The 16,817-nt window shown below is 72.9% G+C and carries 14 protein-coding genes; all 14 read left to right on the top strand.

Features of this window, described 5'->3' with window-relative positions; all coding sequences use genetic code 11:
• The first annotated feature begins 57 nt into the window (after positions 1-57).
• The 14 genes from AGRA3207_RS09375 (at position 58) to AGRA3207_RS09310 (ending at position 16,799) form a co-directional block, all read left to right on the top strand.
• Positions 58-651 (top strand): precorrin-8X methylmutase, encoded by a 594-nt coding sequence (locus tag AGRA3207_RS09375; RefSeq protein ID WP_231334175.1) that lies wholly within the window; start codon positions 58-60, stop codon positions 649-651.
• Positions 651-1,721 (top strand): Rv2231c family histidinol phosphate aminotransferase CobC, encoded by a 1,071-nt coding sequence (gene cobC / locus AGRA3207_RS09370; protein ID WP_231334174.1) that lies wholly within the window; start codon positions 651-653, stop codon positions 1,719-1,721. The genes AGRA3207_RS09375 and cobC overlap by 1 nt, the downstream gene beginning before the upstream one ends.
• Before the next feature lie 22 nt (positions 1,722-1,743).
• Complete coding sequence (gene cobT / locus AGRA3207_RS09365; RefSeq protein WP_231334173.1) at positions 1,744-3,549, top strand: nicotinate-nucleotide--dimethylbenzimidazole phosphoribosyltransferase; 1,806 nt, start codon at positions 1,744-1,746, stop codon at positions 3,547-3,549.
• Positions 3,550-3,684: 135 nt separating this feature from the next.
• Positions 3,685-4,923 (top strand): uroporphyrinogen-III C-methyltransferase, encoded by a 1,239-nt coding sequence (gene cobA, locus AGRA3207_RS09360; RefSeq protein WP_231334172.1) that lies wholly within the window; start codon positions 3,685-3,687, stop codon positions 4,921-4,923.
• Between the two features lie 110 nt (positions 4,924-5,033).
• Positions 5,034-7,433, top strand: coding sequence for an AAA family ATPase (locus tag AGRA3207_RS09355; RefSeq protein ID WP_273700023.1), 2,400 nt, complete (start codon positions 5,034-5,036; stop codon positions 7,431-7,433).
• Entirely contained in the window at positions 7,430-9,151 is a 1,722-nt protein-coding gene (locus AGRA3207_RS09350) for a P-loop NTPase family protein (RefSeq protein WP_231334171.1), read from the top strand. The genes AGRA3207_RS09355 and AGRA3207_RS09350 overlap by 4 nt, the downstream gene beginning before the upstream one ends.
• An 84-nt stretch (positions 9,152-9,235) precedes the next feature.
• Positions 9,236-9,700 carry a single-stranded DNA-binding protein gene (locus AGRA3207_RS09345; RefSeq protein ID WP_231334170.1) on the top strand — a complete coding sequence of 155 codons (465 nt, stop codon included), beginning with the start codon at positions 9,236-9,238 and terminating at the stop codon, positions 9,698-9,700.
• 496 nt (positions 9,701-10,196) lie between these two features.
• Positions 10,197-11,486, top strand: coding sequence for a sensor domain-containing diguanylate cyclase (locus AGRA3207_RS09340; RefSeq protein ID WP_231334169.1), 1,290 nt, complete (start codon positions 10,197-10,199; stop codon positions 11,484-11,486).
• 353 nt (positions 11,487-11,839) lie between these two features.
• Positions 11,840-13,087 carry a helix-turn-helix domain-containing protein gene (locus AGRA3207_RS09335; RefSeq protein WP_231334168.1) on the top strand — a complete coding sequence of 416 codons (1,248 nt, stop codon included), beginning with the start codon at positions 11,840-11,842 and terminating at the stop codon, positions 13,085-13,087.
• Between the two features lie 147 nt (positions 13,088-13,234).
• Entirely contained in the window at positions 13,235-13,528 is a 294-nt protein-coding gene (locus AGRA3207_RS09330) for a hypothetical protein (protein WP_231334167.1), read from the top strand.
• Positions 13,525-13,851 (top strand): hypothetical protein, encoded by a 327-nt coding sequence (locus AGRA3207_RS09325; protein WP_231334166.1) that lies wholly within the window; start codon positions 13,525-13,527, stop codon positions 13,849-13,851. Before AGRA3207_RS09330 ends, AGRA3207_RS09325 begins: the two co-directional genes overlap by 4 nt.
• Before the next feature lie 97 nt (positions 13,852-13,948).
• Positions 13,949-15,613: an energy-dependent translational throttle protein EttA gene (gene ettA, locus AGRA3207_RS09320; RefSeq protein ID WP_231334165.1), complete on the top strand. Its 1,665-nt coding sequence runs from the start codon at positions 13,949-13,951 to the stop codon at positions 15,611-15,613.
• A gap of 137 nt (positions 15,614-15,750) precedes the next feature.
• Positions 15,751-16,188 (top strand): acyl-CoA thioesterase, encoded by a 438-nt coding sequence (locus tag AGRA3207_RS09315; RefSeq protein ID WP_420830908.1) that lies wholly within the window; start codon positions 15,751-15,753, stop codon positions 16,186-16,188.
• Positions 16,185-16,799, top strand: coding sequence for a GNAT family N-acetyltransferase (locus AGRA3207_RS09310; RefSeq protein ID WP_231334163.1), 615 nt, complete (start codon positions 16,185-16,187; stop codon positions 16,797-16,799). The genes AGRA3207_RS09315 and AGRA3207_RS09310 overlap by 4 nt, the downstream gene beginning before the upstream one ends.
• Positions 16,800-16,817 lie beyond the last annotated feature (18 nt).

The raw sequence follows: 16,817 nt of genomic DNA, 5'->3' as shown, positions 1-16,817 counted from the left end.
CGCGACGACAGACCGACCGGCGGCATCGAGGACCGCCGCGACCAGCCTGGAGGCTCAGTGACCGTACGCCAGCCCCATCCGATCGAGGTCCGGTCGTATGAGATCCTGCGCTCCCGCGTCGACCTGTCGCCGATGCCGCCGCTCTGGCGCGCCGTCGCCGAGCGGGTCATCCACGCCACCGCCGACCTGGAGTACGCGGTGGACCTGGTGACCTCGGAGGAGTCGCTCGGGCAGGGGTGGGCCGCGCTGCGGGACGGCGCTCCGATCGTCACCGACGAGGGCATGGTCGCCGCCGGGATCAGCGCGCGCGAGACGCTCTGCCACGCCACCGACCCCGCGGCCGCCCGGATGGCCCGCGCCGCGGGCATCACCCGCTCGGCCGCCGCCGTGCGGCTGTCGTACGCGGAGGTCGGGCCGGGCGCGGTCTGGGTGGTCGGGTCCGCGGCCGAGGCCATCGCCGAGATCATCGAGCGCGGGGTGCGCCCGGCGCTGGTGATCGGCATGCCGGTGGGCTTCGTCGGCGCGTCCGACGCCAAGCGGGCGCTGCGCGCCAGCGGCCTGCCGCAGCTCAGCAACGTCTCCGAGAAGGGCGGCTCGGTGGTCGCCGCCGCCGCCGTCAACGCGCTGCTCTACCACGAGGCGGCGGGCTGATGGGGACGCCGGACGAGGTGGACCTGCGCCACCACGGGGACGCCGAGGTCGGCGACGGCCTCGCCGACTTCGCCGTCAACGTGCGGACCGGCACGCCCCCGGCCTGGCTGGCCGAGCGGCTGCGCGCCTCCGTCGCCGACCTGGCCGCCTACCCCGACCCGCGCCCCGCCCGCCGGGCCGTCGCGCGGCGTCACGGCAGGTCCGCCGGGGAGGTCCTGCTCACCTCCGGTGCCGCCGAGGCGTTCGTCCTGCTCGCGCGGGTCCTGAAGCCGCGCCGGGCGGTCGTCGTGCATCCCCAGTTCACCGAGCCGGAGGCCGCGCTGCGCGCCGCCGGGCACGCGGTGGAACGGGTCGTCCTCGGCAAGGACTTCACCCTCGACCCCGACGCCGTCCCCGCCGACGCCGACCTCGTCGTGATCGGCAACCCGACCAACCCGACGTCCGTGCTGCATCCGGCGGCGGCCGTCGCCGCGCTCGCCGCGCCGGAACGGCCCGGTCTCTTGTGGGGGGGCGACCCCCCACACCCCCCGGAACGGATCGTCGTGGTCGACGAGGCGTTCATGGACTGCGTCCCCGGCGAGCCGGAGACCCTGGCCACGCGCCTTCCCGCCGGGGTCGCCGTGATCCGCAGCCTCACCAAGACCTGGGGGCTCGCCGGGCTGCGCGCCGGATACGTCCTGGCCGATCCCCGGCTGGTCGCGCGGCTGGCCGAGGCGCAGCCGCTCTGGGCCGTCTCCACGCCCGCGCTGGTGGCGATCGAGGCGTGCTCGTCCCCGGACGCCGTCGCCGAGGCCGGGGAATGGGCCGTCCGGCTGGCCGCCGAACGGAACCGGCTGGCGGCCGAGCTCACCGGACGCGGCCTCTACGTGGTGCCCGAGGCGCGTGCGTCGTTCCTTTGCCTGCGCGTGCCGGACGCCCTGGGCATACGGGCCCTGCTGCGCCAGCGCGGATACGCCGTCCGGCGGGGGGACACCTTCCCCGGCCTCGGAAAGGACTGGCTGCGGATCGCCGTGCGCGACCGCGCGTCCAACGACGCGCTCCTGAGGGTGCTCGGTGAACTCGGGATCTAGCGGCTCGGCACCTACGAACTCGGTGTCCAGCCCACCCTGGGACACACCCGACCGGGAAGCGGTCTACCGGGTCATCGCCGAGCGGCGCGACATGCGAGAGGGATTCCTACCCGAGCCCGTGGACCACTCCGTCCTGACCCGCGTCCTGGAGGCCGCCCACAGGGCCCCATCGGTCGGACTGACCCAACCCTGGGACTTCCTCATCATCCGGGACGCGGCCAAGCGGGAACGCCTCCGCGCACTGGCCGAACGGCAACGGGCCTCGTACGCGTCCACGCTGCCGCCCGCGCGCGCCGCCCGCTTCGACGGGCTCAAGGTCGAGGCCATCCGCGAGGCGCCGGTCAGCATCGTCGTCACCTGCGACCCCACCCGGGGCGGAAGGAACCCGCTCGGACGCCACGTCCAGCCCCGGACGGCGCACTACTCGGTGGCCTGCGCGGTCGAGAACCTGTGGCTCGCCGCACGCGCCGAGGGGCTCGGCGTGGGCTGGGTGAGCTTCTTCGACGAACGGGAGCTGGCCGCCGAGCTGGGCCTCCCCGCGCACGTCGAGATCGTCGCCTACCTGTGCGCCGGGCACGTGGCGGCGTTCCCGCCCGCGCCGGTCCTCGCGCTGACCGGCTGGGCCCGCCGCCGTCCCCTCGCCTGGGCGGTGCACGAAGAGGAGTATGGGCGGCGTGGGCTGCCCGGGGAGGACACCGTGAACCTGCTAGAGCAGACCGCCGCCGCGATCGGGCCGCCCGACGCGACCGCCGTCCGGGACGCCCGCAACCACCAGGCCCGCCTCACCAAGCCGCCGGGCTCCCTCGGCGTCCTGGAGGAGGTGTCCGCGCGGCTCGCCGGGCTGGCCGGCCAGTGCCCGCCGCCGCTGCCCGAACCCGCCGCCGTGGCCGTCTTCGCCGCCGACCACGGCGTCCACGCCCAGGGCGTGACCCCCTGGCCACAGGAGGTCACCGCGCAGATGGTGGCCAACTTCCTTGCCGGAGGCGCGGTCGTCAACGCGTTCGCGGCGCAGGTCGGGGCCGAGGTCAGCGTCGTCGACGTCGGTGTCGCCGCCGAGCTGGACGCGGCGCCCGGCCTCCTGCCGCGCAAGGTCGCAGCGGGCACCGCCGACATGACGCGCGGCCCCGCGATGACCGCGGACGAGGCCCGCCGCGCCGTCGAGACCGGCATCGAGGTGGCCCGCGACCTGGTCTCCGCCGGCGCCCGCTGCCTGGTCACCGGCGACATGGGGATCGCCAACACCACCGCGTCCGCCGCCCTGGTCGCCGCCTTCACCGGGCTGCCGCCCGAGCAGGTCACCGGCCGCGGCACCGGCATCGACGACGCCACCCACGCCCGCAAGATCGAGGTCGTCCGCACCGCGCTCGCCCTCCACGGGCTCCTCCCCGGCGACCCGCCGGAGGCAGGCGCCCCACCCGCCGTCTCCCGGCGAGAGGCGCTGGAGGTGCTCGCGGCGGTCGGCGGGCTGGAACACGCCGCCATCGCCGGTTTCGTCCTCGGTGCGGCGGCGCTGCGCGTCCCGGTCGTCCTGGACGGGGTGATCGCGGGCTCCGCCGCCCTCGCCGCCGCGGCGCTGTGCCCCGACGTCCTCGCCGCCTGCGTGGCCGGGCACCGCTCCGCCGAACCCGGCCACGCCGCCGCCCTCGCGGCGCTCGGCCTGCGCCCGCTGATCGACCTGGAGCTCCGGCTGGGCGAGGGGACGGGCGCGCTGATGGCGTTGCCGCTGGTCCAGGGGGCGGTGCGGGTCCTGCACGAGGTGGCCACGTTCGACTCGGCCGGTGTCAGCGGCAAGGAATCCGGGGACGGTAACGACGTGATCACGGAATGAGTCACGCTCGGCTATCGACTGGCCAGAGGCCCTCTCCATGAACTCCCCAACCCGAGTACCGTTGTTCCGCGAAGACAGATGTCCGTCACCGGCGTCCGCGCGCCGCCTTGATCATCCGATCGTGAGAATCACCACGTGCCCCCGTACCTGCTAGGTCTGCGACTCGGCGGGCGACGCGTCCTCGTCGTCGGCGGGGGCCGGGTCGCCCAGCGCCGCGTGCCCGCGCTGCTGGCCGCCGGTGCGGACGTCGTGCTCGTCTCGCCCGAGGTCACCGCCTCGCTGGAGGGGCTGATCGACGCCGGGCGGGTCCGCTGGCACCGGCGGCCCTACAGGCGGGGCGACTGCGCCGGCGCGTGGCTCGTGCAGGCCGTCACCGACAACGCCAAGGTCAACGGGGACGTGGTCGCCGAGGCCGACGCCGCCCGGATCTGGGCCGTCCGCGCCGACGACGCCGAGTCGTCCCCCGCGTGGACGCCCGCGAGCGGCCAGGCGGGCGACGTCACCGTCGGGGTCCTGCTCGGCGGCGACCCCCGCCGCGCCGCGGGCATCCGCGACGCCGTGGTCGACGGGCTCCGCGACGGGGCCCTGGAGTCCCGGCACTCGCGGCGCAAGCCCGCGGGCGTCGCCCTCGTCGGTGGCGGCCCCGGCGACGCCGGGCTCATCACCGTCCGCGGGCGGCAGCTGCTCGCCATGGCCGACGTCGTCGTCACCGACCGGCTCGCGCCCGGCCCGCTGCTGGACGAGCTCGCCGACGACGTCGAGGTGATCGACGCGGCCAAGATCCCCTACGGCCGGACCGTCACGCAGGAGCGCATCAACGACCACCTCGTCGAGCAGGCGCGGCAGGGCAAGTTCGTCGTCCGGCTCAAGGGCGGTGACCCGTTCGTGTTCGGGCGCGGCGGCGAGGAGGCCCTGCACTGCGCCCGGCACGGCATTCCCGTGACGGTCGTCCCCGGGATCACCAGCGCCGTCGCCGTGCCGTCGGCCGCCGGGATCCCGGTCACCCACCGGGGCGTCGCGCAGGAGTTCCACGTCGTCTCCGCGCACGTCCCGCCGGGCCACGCCGAGTCCACCGTGGACTGGGAGGCCCTCGGACGCGCGAACGGCACGCTCGTCCTGCTCATGGCCGTCGAACGGATGGCGCTGATCGCACCGGCCCTCATACGCTATGGTCGGTCGTCCGACACGCCGGTCGCCGTGATCCAGGACGGTACCCTTCCAGGCCAGCGGACGCTCACGGCGACGCTGGGAACGGTGGCCGACGCGATGGCCGCCGGGGGGGTCCGGCCCCCGGCGATCGTGGTCGTCGGTGACGTGGTCGACGTGGCACGAGAGATCGACATGATTCGAGCCGACATGGGACGGGATCCGTGACACCCCCGGCAGAGCAGAGCGCGGTTCACGATGAGGAGGCGGGCGCCGGCCCGGGAGGCGGGGCCCACGACCCCGCGGTCCCCGGCGACGACGCGCCCGGTGGTGGCGCGATGCCCGGAAACGAGCCCAGAGACACCGAACCCGGGAAGCCCGAGGCCCCGAAGCCCCGGGCCCGGACGTCCCGGGCCCGGAAGGCCGCGCCCGGGAAGCCCCAGGCGGGCAAGCCCGCGGCGGGGACGCCCGAGCCCGGGAAGCCGGACCCCGCGGGACGGCCGGAGCCCGCCGCCCCGAAGGCGGCGAAGCCCGCAGCGGAGGAGACCGATGCGGGCGGTCCCGCCGCGCCGAGGACCGGCAGGTCCCGGGCCGCGAAGGCCGCGTCCGGCGAGCCGGAGTCCGGAGGCGCCGAGCCCGCGAAGCCCGCGGGCGGGGCGGCGAGGTCCGGCAGGTCCGGAGCGGCGAAGGCCGCGTCCGCCGGGTCGGGGACGGGGCCTTCCGAGCCCGCGAAGCCCGAGCCCGCGACCCCGAAGGCCGGGGCGGCGAAGGCCGGGGCGGCGAAACCCGCGTCCGGAGCGCCCGCCGCGAAACGCCCCGAGCCGGTGAAGCCCGCGGCCACCGGTCAGGAGCCCGCCGCGGCGAAGCCGGAGGGATCGGCGGCGGGAAGGTCCACGCCCGGGAAGCACAGCGCCGCACGCACCGAGGCCGACAAGGCGGCGGGGACGTCCGAGCGTGCCAGGCACCGCCGCACCGCCCGCTCCGGGCCCGCGAAGATCGGCGCCCACCGCGGCGGGACGGTGCGGCAGGGCGAGCTGATCCGCGCGCTCACCACCCTCCGCGAGCAGCTCGGCGCCTTCGACTTCGTCCTGGACGTCCCGGACGTCGAGGAGGCGCGCGAGGCCCGCTCCGAACTGCGGGGCCAGCTGGAGGACTACGTCCTCCCGCGCGTGCAGGCGGCCGGCGCGCCCATGCTCGTGGTGCTCGGCGGGTCCACCGGCGCGGGCAAGTCGACGCTGGTCAACACGCTCGTGGGGTCCCGCGTCAGCGCCACCGGCGTGCTCCGCCCCACCACCAGCAGCCCGATCCTCGTCTGCCACCCCGACCACGCCGACTGGTTCCTGGAGGGGCCGCTGCTGCCCGGCATGGGCCGCGTCCGCGGGCCCGCCCCCGACGCCATCGCCGGTGACCAGCTCGTCGTCATCAGCAGCGACGTCCTGCCGCCCGGGCTCGCGCTGCTCGACAGCCCCGACTTCGACTCCGTCTTCGAGGACCACTACGAGTTCGCCACCAAGCTGATGGCGGCCGCCGACCTGTGGCTGTGCGTCACCACCGCCGCCCGGTACGCCGACGCCCAGGTGTGGCAGATGCTCCAGCGGGCCAGGGAGAACGGCGCCACCATCGGCGTCGTGCTGTCCCGCATCCCGCAGAGTGAGGGCCCCGGCGACCGCTCGGGCGAGACCGGCTGGGGCGGCGCCGAGGTCGTCCGGCACTTCGGCGAGATGCTCGACGAGCACGAGGTCGGCGAGGCGCGGCGCTTCACCGTCCCCGAGACCCGCGTCGAGGACAGCCGTCTCCCCGAGGAGGCCGTCGAGGACATCCGCGCCTGGCTCGTCGGCGTCGCCGAGGACACCGAGGACCGCGAGATCATCGTCAGCGACACCCTCGTCGGCGTCCTCGACAGCCTCCGCACCCGCGTCCCGGAGGTCGCCCGGCACGTCGAGGCGCAGGTGGAGCAGCGCGCCGACCTGGCCCGCCAGGTCGAGACCGCCTACGCCACCGTTCTCGCCGAGCTGGACGAGGCCACCCGCAACGGGTCCCTGCTGCGCGGCGAGGTCCTCGCCCGCTGGCAGGACTTCGCCGGTACGGGCGATCTGCTGCGGGCCCTGCACGTCCAGCGCCCGCGCCGCGGACGGTCCGCCAGCCGCCGCCACCGCAGCCCCGCCCGTGTGCGCGCGCTCAAGGCCGCACTGCGCAGCAGCCTCGAATCGCTGATCCTCGCGTCCGCCGAGCACGGCGCCGAGCAGGTCCTCGCCCGCTGGCGCGAGCACCCCGCCGGCGGCGAGGTCATGGCGGGCCCCGCCGCGGCGCTCGGCGGCGTCTCCCCGGAGCTGTCCCGGCGCGTCACCCGCGCGGTCAGCTCCTGGCAGGACCACGTCCAGGAGCTGATCCGCACCGAGGGGGTGACCAAACGCTCGGTCGCCAAGCTCGTCTCGTTCGACACCGAGGCGGTCTCCCTCGTCCTGATGATCGGCCTGCTCGGCTACGGCACGTCCGACGTCGCCGTCGAGGGCGGCAACAGCGCCGTCCCGCAGCGGCTGCTGAAGGCCCTGTTCGGCGCGGAGTCGCTGCGCGGCATGGGCGCCAAGGCCCGCGCCGACCTGCGCAGCCGCATCGGGATGCTGTTCGACGAGGAGGCGATCAGGTTCGGGCAGGCGCTCGACGCCGCCGGCATCCCGGACGAGACCGTACCCGTCCAGCTCTACCAGGCCACCTACAACCTCGAGGTCGCCCGATGACCACCTCGGCCATCCCAGCGAACACGCCCATGGGTCCCGGCGGCGCCCCGATCCTCGGGACGCCCGTGGCCGGCGCCGCCGTCCCCGCCGTGGAGGCCCCCGGGCTCACCGACCGCCTCGACGGCCTCGACCGGCTCGTCGCGGCCGGCGCCGGGCGGCTCGACCGGCCGCTCCTCGATGACGCCGCCGCCCTGCTCGACCGCGCCGGGCAGCGGCTGCGGCTGTCCGGCGAGCACACGGTCGTCACCCTCGCCGGCGGCACGGGCAGCGGCAAGTCGTCGCTGTTCAACGCCATCTGCGGGCTGGAGCTGTCGCCCACCGGCGTGCGCCGCCCGATGACGTCCAAGGCGCACGCCTGCGTCTGGGGGCTGGACGGCGCCGGGCCCCTGCTCGACTGGCTGGACGTCGAGAAGCGCCACCGCTACGCCCGCGCGAGCGCCCTCGACATGGAGCGGGCGGACAGCTCCCTCCAGGGCCTGGTCCTGCTCGACCTGCCCGACCACGACTCCATCCAGGCCCTGCACCGCGCCGAGGTCGACCGTTTCGTCACCATCGCCGATCTCCTCGTCTGGGTCGTGGACCCCCAGAAGTACGCCGACGCGGCCCTGCACCGCAACTACATCGTCCCCTTCGCCCGGCACACCGGCGTGACACTGATCGTCCTCAACCAGGTCGACCGCCTCGGCCCCGACGAGATCGACGACTGCGTCGCCGACCTGCGCCGCCTGCTGGAGGCCGAGGGCCTCACCCAGCCGCGCGTCGTCACCACCTCCGCCGTCAGCGAGGACGGCGTCACCGGCTTCCGCGACATCCTCGTCGACACGGTCGCCGCCCGCCGCGCCCGCAGCGAGCGCCTGTCCGCCGACGTCGACAGGCTCGCCGAGCGGTTCGCCGTCCACCGCTTCACCGCCGACCCGCCCGTCACCCTCGAAGAGGACCGGCAGCTGGAGCTCGTCCAGTCCCTGACGGACGCCGCGGGCGCCCCCGCCGTCGCCGAGGCCATGGAGAGCGCCTACGAGCTGCGCGCCGCCGACTTCGTCGGCTGGCCCGTCGCCGCCCTCATCGACCGCCTCCGCTCGGACCCGCTGCGCCGGATGCGCCTCACCGAGCTGCGCGAGGAACTCCGCAACGCCTTCACCGGCCCGATCGGCGCCCAGCAGGGCGACGTCGACAACGCCCTGCACACCGTCACCGACGGCGTCGCCGCCGAACTGCCCCCGCCCTGGGCGCGCTCCGTCCGCGCCGCCGCCCGCTCCCACGCCACCGAGATCCCCGAGGCCCTCGGCGAGTCCCTCAAGGCGGCGCTGCCCACCTTCAACCAGGTGCCGCGCTGGTGGTGGCTGGTCAAGACCTGGCAGTTCTTCCTCGTGCTGGTCGCCGTCCTCAGCGTCGCCTGGATCGGCCTCCTCGTCGCGTACGGCATCGTGGAGATCGGCGGCGACGACCCGCCCGGCCTGGTCGGGGAGGCGGGCCTCATCCCGTACGTCGCGGTCCTCGCCGTCTGCACGCTCGGGATGGGCTGGCTCACGTCGTCCGCCTGCCGGAACCTGGTGGCCCTCTCGTCGGCGAAACACGGCGAGAAGATGGAACTCCACATGAACGAGGGCATCGAACGCGTCGCCGAGGAGAAGGTCGTCGCCCCCGTCACCGCCGAGCTGGAGCTCTACGCACGCTTCCGCCGCGACGTCGAGACCGCCCTGGGCCGCGTCACCCGCTGAGTTATCCACAGTTGCCCGGACGGCTTCCGCCGACCTCGCGGTTGCGCCACCGTTGATCTCATAACCGAGAGCGACGGAGGAACCATGAACGAGGCGCACGTCACCATCATCGGCTGGATCGCCGCGGAGCCCTACTACGCCGTGACCTCGAACGGCACCCCGCTGCTGTCCCTGAGGGTCGGCTGCACGCCGCGCCGCTACGACCGTCAGACCGGCCAGTGGCAGGACGTCGAGACCATGTTCCTGACCGTCAACTGCTGGCGCGGCCTGGCCGACAACATCAACGCCTCCGAGTTCCAGCGCGGCCACCCCGTCCTGGTCACCGGCCGCCTCCGCATCCGCCAGTACGAACGCGACGGCCAATGGCGCTTCTCCGCCGAGATCGAGGCCACCACCCTCGGCCACGACCTCAGCCGCGGCACCGCCGACTTCCGCCCCGTCCAGCGCGGCGGCGCCCTCACCGACGAAGACCGCCAGCAGGCGCGGGAGGCCGCCGACCAATGGGCCCTGGCACCCCCCGCAGAAGAAGAAGCCAAACAGGCCGCCTAACCCCAACCCACCACACCCGGGGACGCCAGCTATAGGGGGGAGGCGACAGCCCATCAGGTCTCGCAGTTCGGACGGAGAAGACCGCGAACAAATGCCTGACCTCCGGGCCGTGAGCGCGGCGGTTTAGGAGGCATGGGCCTCGGAATGACGTGAACAGGAGGTGGTGCAACTGCGTGGTCGCGGAGTGTCAGCGCGGACGGGCGGGGGCCATGCCGTGGACCTCGGGGAGCGGGGAGCGGGGGCGTCGCCGGGTGGACGATCGTTGGTGGCGCCCCCGCGCCGGTGGGGTTCTGCGGCCTGCCTAGATCCAGGAAACGCCGCGCATGGTGAACTCTCCCCCTCGGGATGTGCTGGAGTCCGCGAGTCCGCGGCCCCGGTGCGGGTGCCCTTGAGCGGCCAACTCCGCATGTGCGCTCCTGAAGGTACCTGTTTCCCGCCCACTCCGCACACGTTGCAACTATCGTGTTACACAACGTGATGCGTGTAAGGGGGAAGGATGACGGCAGTGCAGTCGTCCGCCGAGGACCGGGGTGGGGAACTGGCCCGCACGCCCCGGCGCCGAGCGTTTCCAGGGCGCCTGTCCCTGCTCGTGGTCTACGTGCCGCTGGTCGTCGCCGTCCATCTCGGGCTCATCGTGGCCGGGCTTCTCACCACGCCCCTGCGCCTCGAAGATCTGCTGACCTTCGTCGCGCTGGTCGCCTGCGGGGCGGTGTGCATCGAGGCGACACGCCGCCTCGGCATGCCCGCGGGCGTCGCGCGCGACCTGCTGTCGGCGTGGTGGCTGCCGGTCGCGCTGCTGCTGCCGCCGGTGTACGCGCTGCTGATGCCCGTGCCGTTGCAGGCGCTGCTGCAGTTCCGGGTCCGCCGGACGCTCGTCTACCGGAGGGTGCTCACCGCCTCGGCCCTGGGCGTCGCGGGCGCGTGCACGTCCATGGTGTTCCACCTGGTCGTCAGCGAACCGCTCGCCGGTCCGCCCATCTGGCTGGTCGACGCCTATCCGGGCATCCCGGCGGCGGTCGGCTGCGCGGCGCTGTTCGCCGTGGTGAACTCGGCACTGGTCGCGGTCGCGGCGCACGCCGACAACCCCGAGGGCCGGTGGCGGGACGTCCTGTGGACGCGCGAGAGCCTGCTGCTGGACGTGGTGGAGCTGTGCGTCGGGATCCTCGTGGCGATCACGAGCGCGCTGACGCTCGGCCTGCTCCTGCTGGCGCTCCCGCCGGTCATGCTGTTGCAGCGGAGCCTCATGCACCAGCAGTTGCAGGCCGCCGCGCGGACGGACTCCAAGACCGGCCTGCTGAACGCGGCGACCTGGCAGCGGGAGGCCGGCACCGAGCTGTCCCGGGCACAGCGCACACACGACCCGCTGGCCCTGCTGCTGATCGACATCGACCATTTCAAACGCGTGAACGACACCCATGGGCACCTCGTGGGCGACCAGGTGCTGATCGGAGTGGCGAGCACGCTGTGCCACCAGCTCCGTGACTACGACGTGGTCGGCCGGTTCGGCGGCGAGGAGTTCGTGGTCCTGCTCCCCGGCACCGACACCGTCGAGGCGTGCCGCGTGGCGGAACGGCTGCGCGGCAGGGTGCGGCGGCTCGCGGTGCCCGCGGAAGAGGGAACGGTCGCCGTCACGGTGTCGGTGGGCGTCTCCCTGCTCCGCACCCACGGTGAAGACCTCATCGAGCTGCTCGCCTCCGCCGACCTCGCGCTCTACCGAGCGAAGTCGTCCGGCCGCGACAGGGTCTGCCTCCCCGCACTGGACGGCCCCGAAGCCTCCAGCGCGTAGAGCAGACCTCGCGGGAGGAGATATCGACCAGCGCCGTCCCGCCAGCGCCCACTGATCGACGCCCCCCCCGGCGACAACGCCCGGCGGTGGCGCCCGGCGGTGGCGCCCGGCGATGGTGTCCGCCGGTGCTGGTCCAGCGGTGCTTGAGCGCTGGGTTCAGTCGTTGGGCCTTCTCCGGCGTCATCGCGTGCTGGAGCCCGGGCGGGGTGTCCGCATGGAGTTGTCAGCGTCGGAAAGAGCGGGCCCTGGGAAACGTCTGCATCTCGTGCTTAGCCTGGGAGCTGTCATCGTCCGAGGAGGTATGCGGCCCATGCGTGAACGTAGCGCGCGGTACGCCATGGCGGGTTGCGCTCATGTTCGATGATCTGGCCGGGCAGCGGACCGGCAGACGCATTCAGATCCTTCGGGAACGCAGGGGCCTATCGCGCCCTACCCTTGCCGGACTCGTCGGCATGTCGGGCTCGTGGTTGAAGGATGTGGAGCGCGGTCGGCTGCTGCCTCCCCGTCTTCCCACGCTGGTCAAGCTGGCCGAGGCCCTGGGCGTGGGCGACGTCGCGCTTCTGGCGGGCACGGACATGAACATCGGCGATGCCGCTTCGATCCCTATGGCGTCCTTCGCGCGCATCCCGCACGAAGCGATCCCCGCCATCCGCCAAGCCGTCCGCGACCCGTTGCTGACCGTCCCTGGCGCGGACGGACCCCTCGACATCGCGGCTTTGGCCGATCGTGTCCGGCACGCCTGGCGGTTGTGGCATGGCTCGAAGACGCACCGCACCGACGTGGGACGGATTCTGCCGGCATTGATCCGGGATGCGCGGATCGCCGAGCGGGTCGCCGAGCCGGAGCAGCGCCGGGAGGCGAACGCCGTCCTGTCCGACGTGTACGCGCTCGTTCAACATGAGATCGTCTGGGCGTCCGAGCCAGAGCTCATCTGGGTCGTGGCCGACCGCGGTGTCAGCGCCGCCCACAGCGCCGACCGGCCTGTGGCCTTGGCCGGAGCCGCATGGACGCTCGCGATCGTGCAGCGCTCGATGGGCGATCTCGACGGCGCCATCCGACTTGTCGCGGATGCGGCGGCCCTGCTCCGCCCTCGACTCGATGACGGCCCCGTCGGACTGCAAGCGATGTACGGCGCGCTGCAACTCCACGCGGCCACGACCAGCGCGCGGGCCGGCAGGGAGGGTGACGCGCTGCGGTACCTCGATGAGGGCGGCAAGGCGGCCGAGCGGCTCCCGAAGGGCTATCACCACCCCTGGACGCAGTTCGGTACCTCCAACGTCGCGGTGCACGCGGTATCCGTGGGCGCCGATCTTTCCAAGTCGGCGACCGCTCGCGACCGTGCGCGGCAGATCGACCCGGACACCATCCCGAGCCGAGAGCGCCGCGCTCGACTGATGGTGGAGACGGCCCGCTCGTATCACCAGCAGCGGGACTACTCGGCCGCCCTGGACTGGCTGGAGCGCGCCTTTTCCGCCTGCAACGACTCGGTGCACTACTCCCCGCAGGCACGCCAGATGGCCTCCGACGCGGTCGACCACGGCGGGCCGATGATCGATCGGCGCGCCCGCACGTTCGCGCGACGGCTCGACCTGCCGGTGTGAATCCGAAGGGTGGAGACTCCACCCCATCCACCGACGAGCAGAGTGCCCCCTAAGGCCCATGGGTGTGACCTGCGGCTCGTAACACAGTGACGTCCCATCATGCTCTGCGTAACCGGAACGCCAAGGCGCATTGCAAGGGAGACGAGCATGGAAGATTCCTTCGACGGTACCGAGCATCCGCATGCTTATCCGCGGCTCTATGAGCTGATGAGCACGTTGCAGGTGCGTGGCCTCACCACGGACCTGCGGGCCCGGACCCTGACCGTGAGCCGTCCGGACGACCCCACGCGGGCGACCCGGGTCATCACCTGCAGGCCGAGGCCCACCGATGGCGACCGGCTCTGGTTTTTCGACGAGGCGACGGGCGACCCGATCGAGCAGGCCGGGCACATCGCCGACGCCGCCGTGATCGTCGCCGGAAGCCTGGCGCCCGCGCCGTGAGCGGTGAGGAGGCCGCGATCGTTGTCGGCGGGTTCGTCTTCAAGGGGCGTGACGGGGTCTATCTGCTGCTCGATCCGGAGACCGGGGACCCGCGCGCCACGATCGTCTCCCAGGGCGATGGGACGTGGCGGGCCCGTACGCCGAGCAGATCATCGGGGAGGGGCCGGATGCGGGGCGGGCCGAGCGTTGATCCTTGCGGGCCGGTGGACGCCCTGTACGCCGCGGTCAGGCGGAGGGCACCGCAGGTCGCCGTAGCACGCGCCCGAGTCCTTGAGGGGTACGGCGTCCCTTGGCTCGGGACGTTCGAGGTGTCCGGTAGGTGAGTGTTCGGTGGGTGGTGGCCGTCGGAGGAGGGCGCACGGCGTCCGGTGCCGGGGACACTGCCATAAGTACCGCGTCCGACCCCCTAGTCTTGACGATATGGCCGAGTACATCTACACGATGCAGCGTGTGCGCAAGGCACATGGCGACAAGGTCGTCCTGGACGACGTCACCTTGCATTTCCTTCCGGGTGCCAAGATCGGTGTTCTGGGGCCGAACGGCACCGGCAAGTCGACGCTGCTGCGCATGATGGCCGGTCTGGAGCAGCCGTCCAACGGCGACGCGCGTCTCATGCCCGGGTACACCGTCGGGATGCTGCAGCAGGAGCCGCCGCTGAACGAGGAGAAGACCGTCCTCGGGAACGTGCAGGAGGGCGTCGCCGAGACCAAGGCGATGGTCGACCGGTTCAACGAGATCGCCGAGAAGATGGCGACGGACTACTCCGACGAGCTCATGGAGGAGATGGGCAAGCTGCAGGAGCAGCTCGACCATCGCAACGCCTGGGATCTCGACAGCCAGCTTGAGCAGGCCATGGACGCGCTGCGCTGCCCGCCGGGGGACGCCGAGGTCGCGAAGCTGTCCGGGGGCGAGCGGCGCCGGGTCGCGCTGTGCAAGCTGCTGCTGGAGGCGCCGGACCTGCTGCTCCTCGACGAGCCCACCAACCACCTGGACGCCGAGAGCGTGCAGTGGCTGGAGCAGTTCCTCGCCAAGTACGAGGGCACCGTCCTGGCCGTGACGCACGACCGGTACTTCCTCGACAACGTGGCCACCTGGATCCTGGAGCTGGACCGGGGGCGCTGCTTCCCCTATGAGGGCAACTACTCCACCTACCTGGAGAAGAAGGCCGACCGGCTGAAGGTCGAGGGCAACAAGGACGCCAAGCGCAAGAAGCGCCTCCAGGACGAGCTGGAATGGGTCCGCTCGAACCCGAAGGCGCGGCAGACCAAGTCCAAGGCCCGCCTGGAGAGGTACGAGGAGATGGCCGCCGAGGCGGCCAAGACCCGGAAGCTGGACTTCGAGGAGATCCAGATCCCGCCGGGGCCGCGCCTGGGCAACACGGTGATCGTCGCCGACAAGCTGACCAAGGGGTTCGAGGACCGGGTCCTGATGGACGACCTGTCCTTCAACCTGCCCCCGAACGGCATCGTCGGCGTGATCGGCCCGAACGGCGTCGGCAAGACCACGCTCTTCCGCATGATCGTGGGGGAGGAGAAGCCGGACGCGGGCGCCCTGCGGCTCGGTGAGACCGTCCAGGTGTCCTACGTCGACCAGGGCCGGGGCGGGATCGACCCGAAGAAGACCGTGTGGCAGGTCGTCTCGGACGGTCTCGACCACATCAACGTCGGCCAGGTCGAGATGCCGTCCCGCGCCTACGTCGCGGCGTTCGGGTTCAAGGGCCCGGACCAGCAGAAGCCGTCGGGCGTGCTGTCGGGCGGCGAGCGCAACCGGCTGAACCTGGCGCTGACCCTCAAGCAGGGCGGCAACGTGCTGCTGCTGGACGAGCCGACCAACGACCTCGACACCGACACCCTGTCCAGCCTGGAGAACGCCCTCCTGGAGTTCCCCGGCTGCGCCGTGATCACCTCTCACGACCGGTGGTTCCTCGACCGGATCGCCACGCACATCCTCGCGTGGGAGGAGGGCTCGAACTGGTTCTGGTTCGAGGGCAACTTCGCCGACTACGAGAAGAACAAGATCGAGCGTCTGGGCGCCGACGCCGCGCGGCCCCACCGGGTGACGCACCGCAAGCTCAAGCGCGACTGACGCCCGGACGGCGGCCGCGCGACCCGCGCGGCCGCCGGTCGCGGATGCGGTCGCGGGTGCGGGCGCGGCGCCCGGGAGCGCTCCAGGTAACATCGGGCGAACCGGTGAGAACCCCCGTCATCGACCCAGGCGAGGACATGCAGCAGACCGACCTGCCCGTGGCCGACTACCGGCACGTCTACGAGTTCGGCATCCGCTTCGGGGACATCGACTCTCAGGGCCATGTGAACAACGTCAAGTTCCTCGGCTACCTGGAGGACGCGCGGCTGGAGATGTTCCACGGCGACCCCGTCCGCAAGGGGGAGCAGCCCGTCCGCGGCATGGTGATCGCACGGCACGAGATCGACTACCTGGCGCCGCTGCTGCCGACCGTCTACCCGATCCGGGTGGAGACGTGGGTGACGGAGGCCCGCCCCGCGTCGTTCAAGCTGGCCTACGAGGTGCGCGACGACGACACCGTCTACGCCGCCGCGACCTCGACGCTGGTGGCGTTCGACGTCTCCGCGAACCGCCTGCGCCGGTTCACGCCCGAGGAGCGGGAGTTCATCGCACGCTACCTCCCGCCCGGGGCATGACGGCCGTCACCCGCCCGGAGCTGGGGGACGGCCCGCACGACCCGCCGCCCGGATACGGCGTCGAGCTGCGCCTCGTCCAGGAGACCGACGCGGAGGCCCTCGCGGTGCTCTACCGGGAGAACCGCGGGTACCTGCGCCCCTGGGAGCCGGAGCGCGCCGACTCGTACTTCACCGTGGACGGGCAGCGGACCAATCTGCGTGCCCTGCTCGACGCGCACGGGGTGGGGGAGATGTGGCCGGCCCTCATCCTGATGGACGGCGAACCCGTCGGGCGCATCACGCTCAACAACATCCTGCGGGGCCCACTCCAGAGCTGTTTCGTCGGCTACTGGGTGGCGCGCGCGCACGCCGGGCAGGGTGTGGCGACCCAGGCGGTGCGGCAGGCATTGGACATCGCGTTCGAGGTGCTCCGCCTGCACCGGGTGGAGGCGTTCACCCGCGTGGACAATCACGCCTCGCAGCGTGTCCTGGCGCGCAACGGTTTCACGGTCGTCGGGACGTCCCGTCACCACATCCATGTGGACGGGCGCTGGCACGACGAGCGCATGTTCGAGCGGCTCGCCCCCTGGGACGACGGCGTCGCCCTGGTTCCTCCGCCGCGTCCGGCGTAGCGATCACGCCGCGTCCGG

Origin of the sequence: Actinomadura graeca (assembly GCF_019175365.1) — a bacterium.
Classification (GTDB): domain Bacteria; phylum Actinomycetota; class Actinomycetes; order Streptosporangiales; family Streptosporangiaceae; genus Spirillospora; species Spirillospora graeca.
The sequence above is the reverse complement of the archived record's forward strand: the minus strand, read 5'-3'. Positions and strand labels throughout refer to the sequence as shown.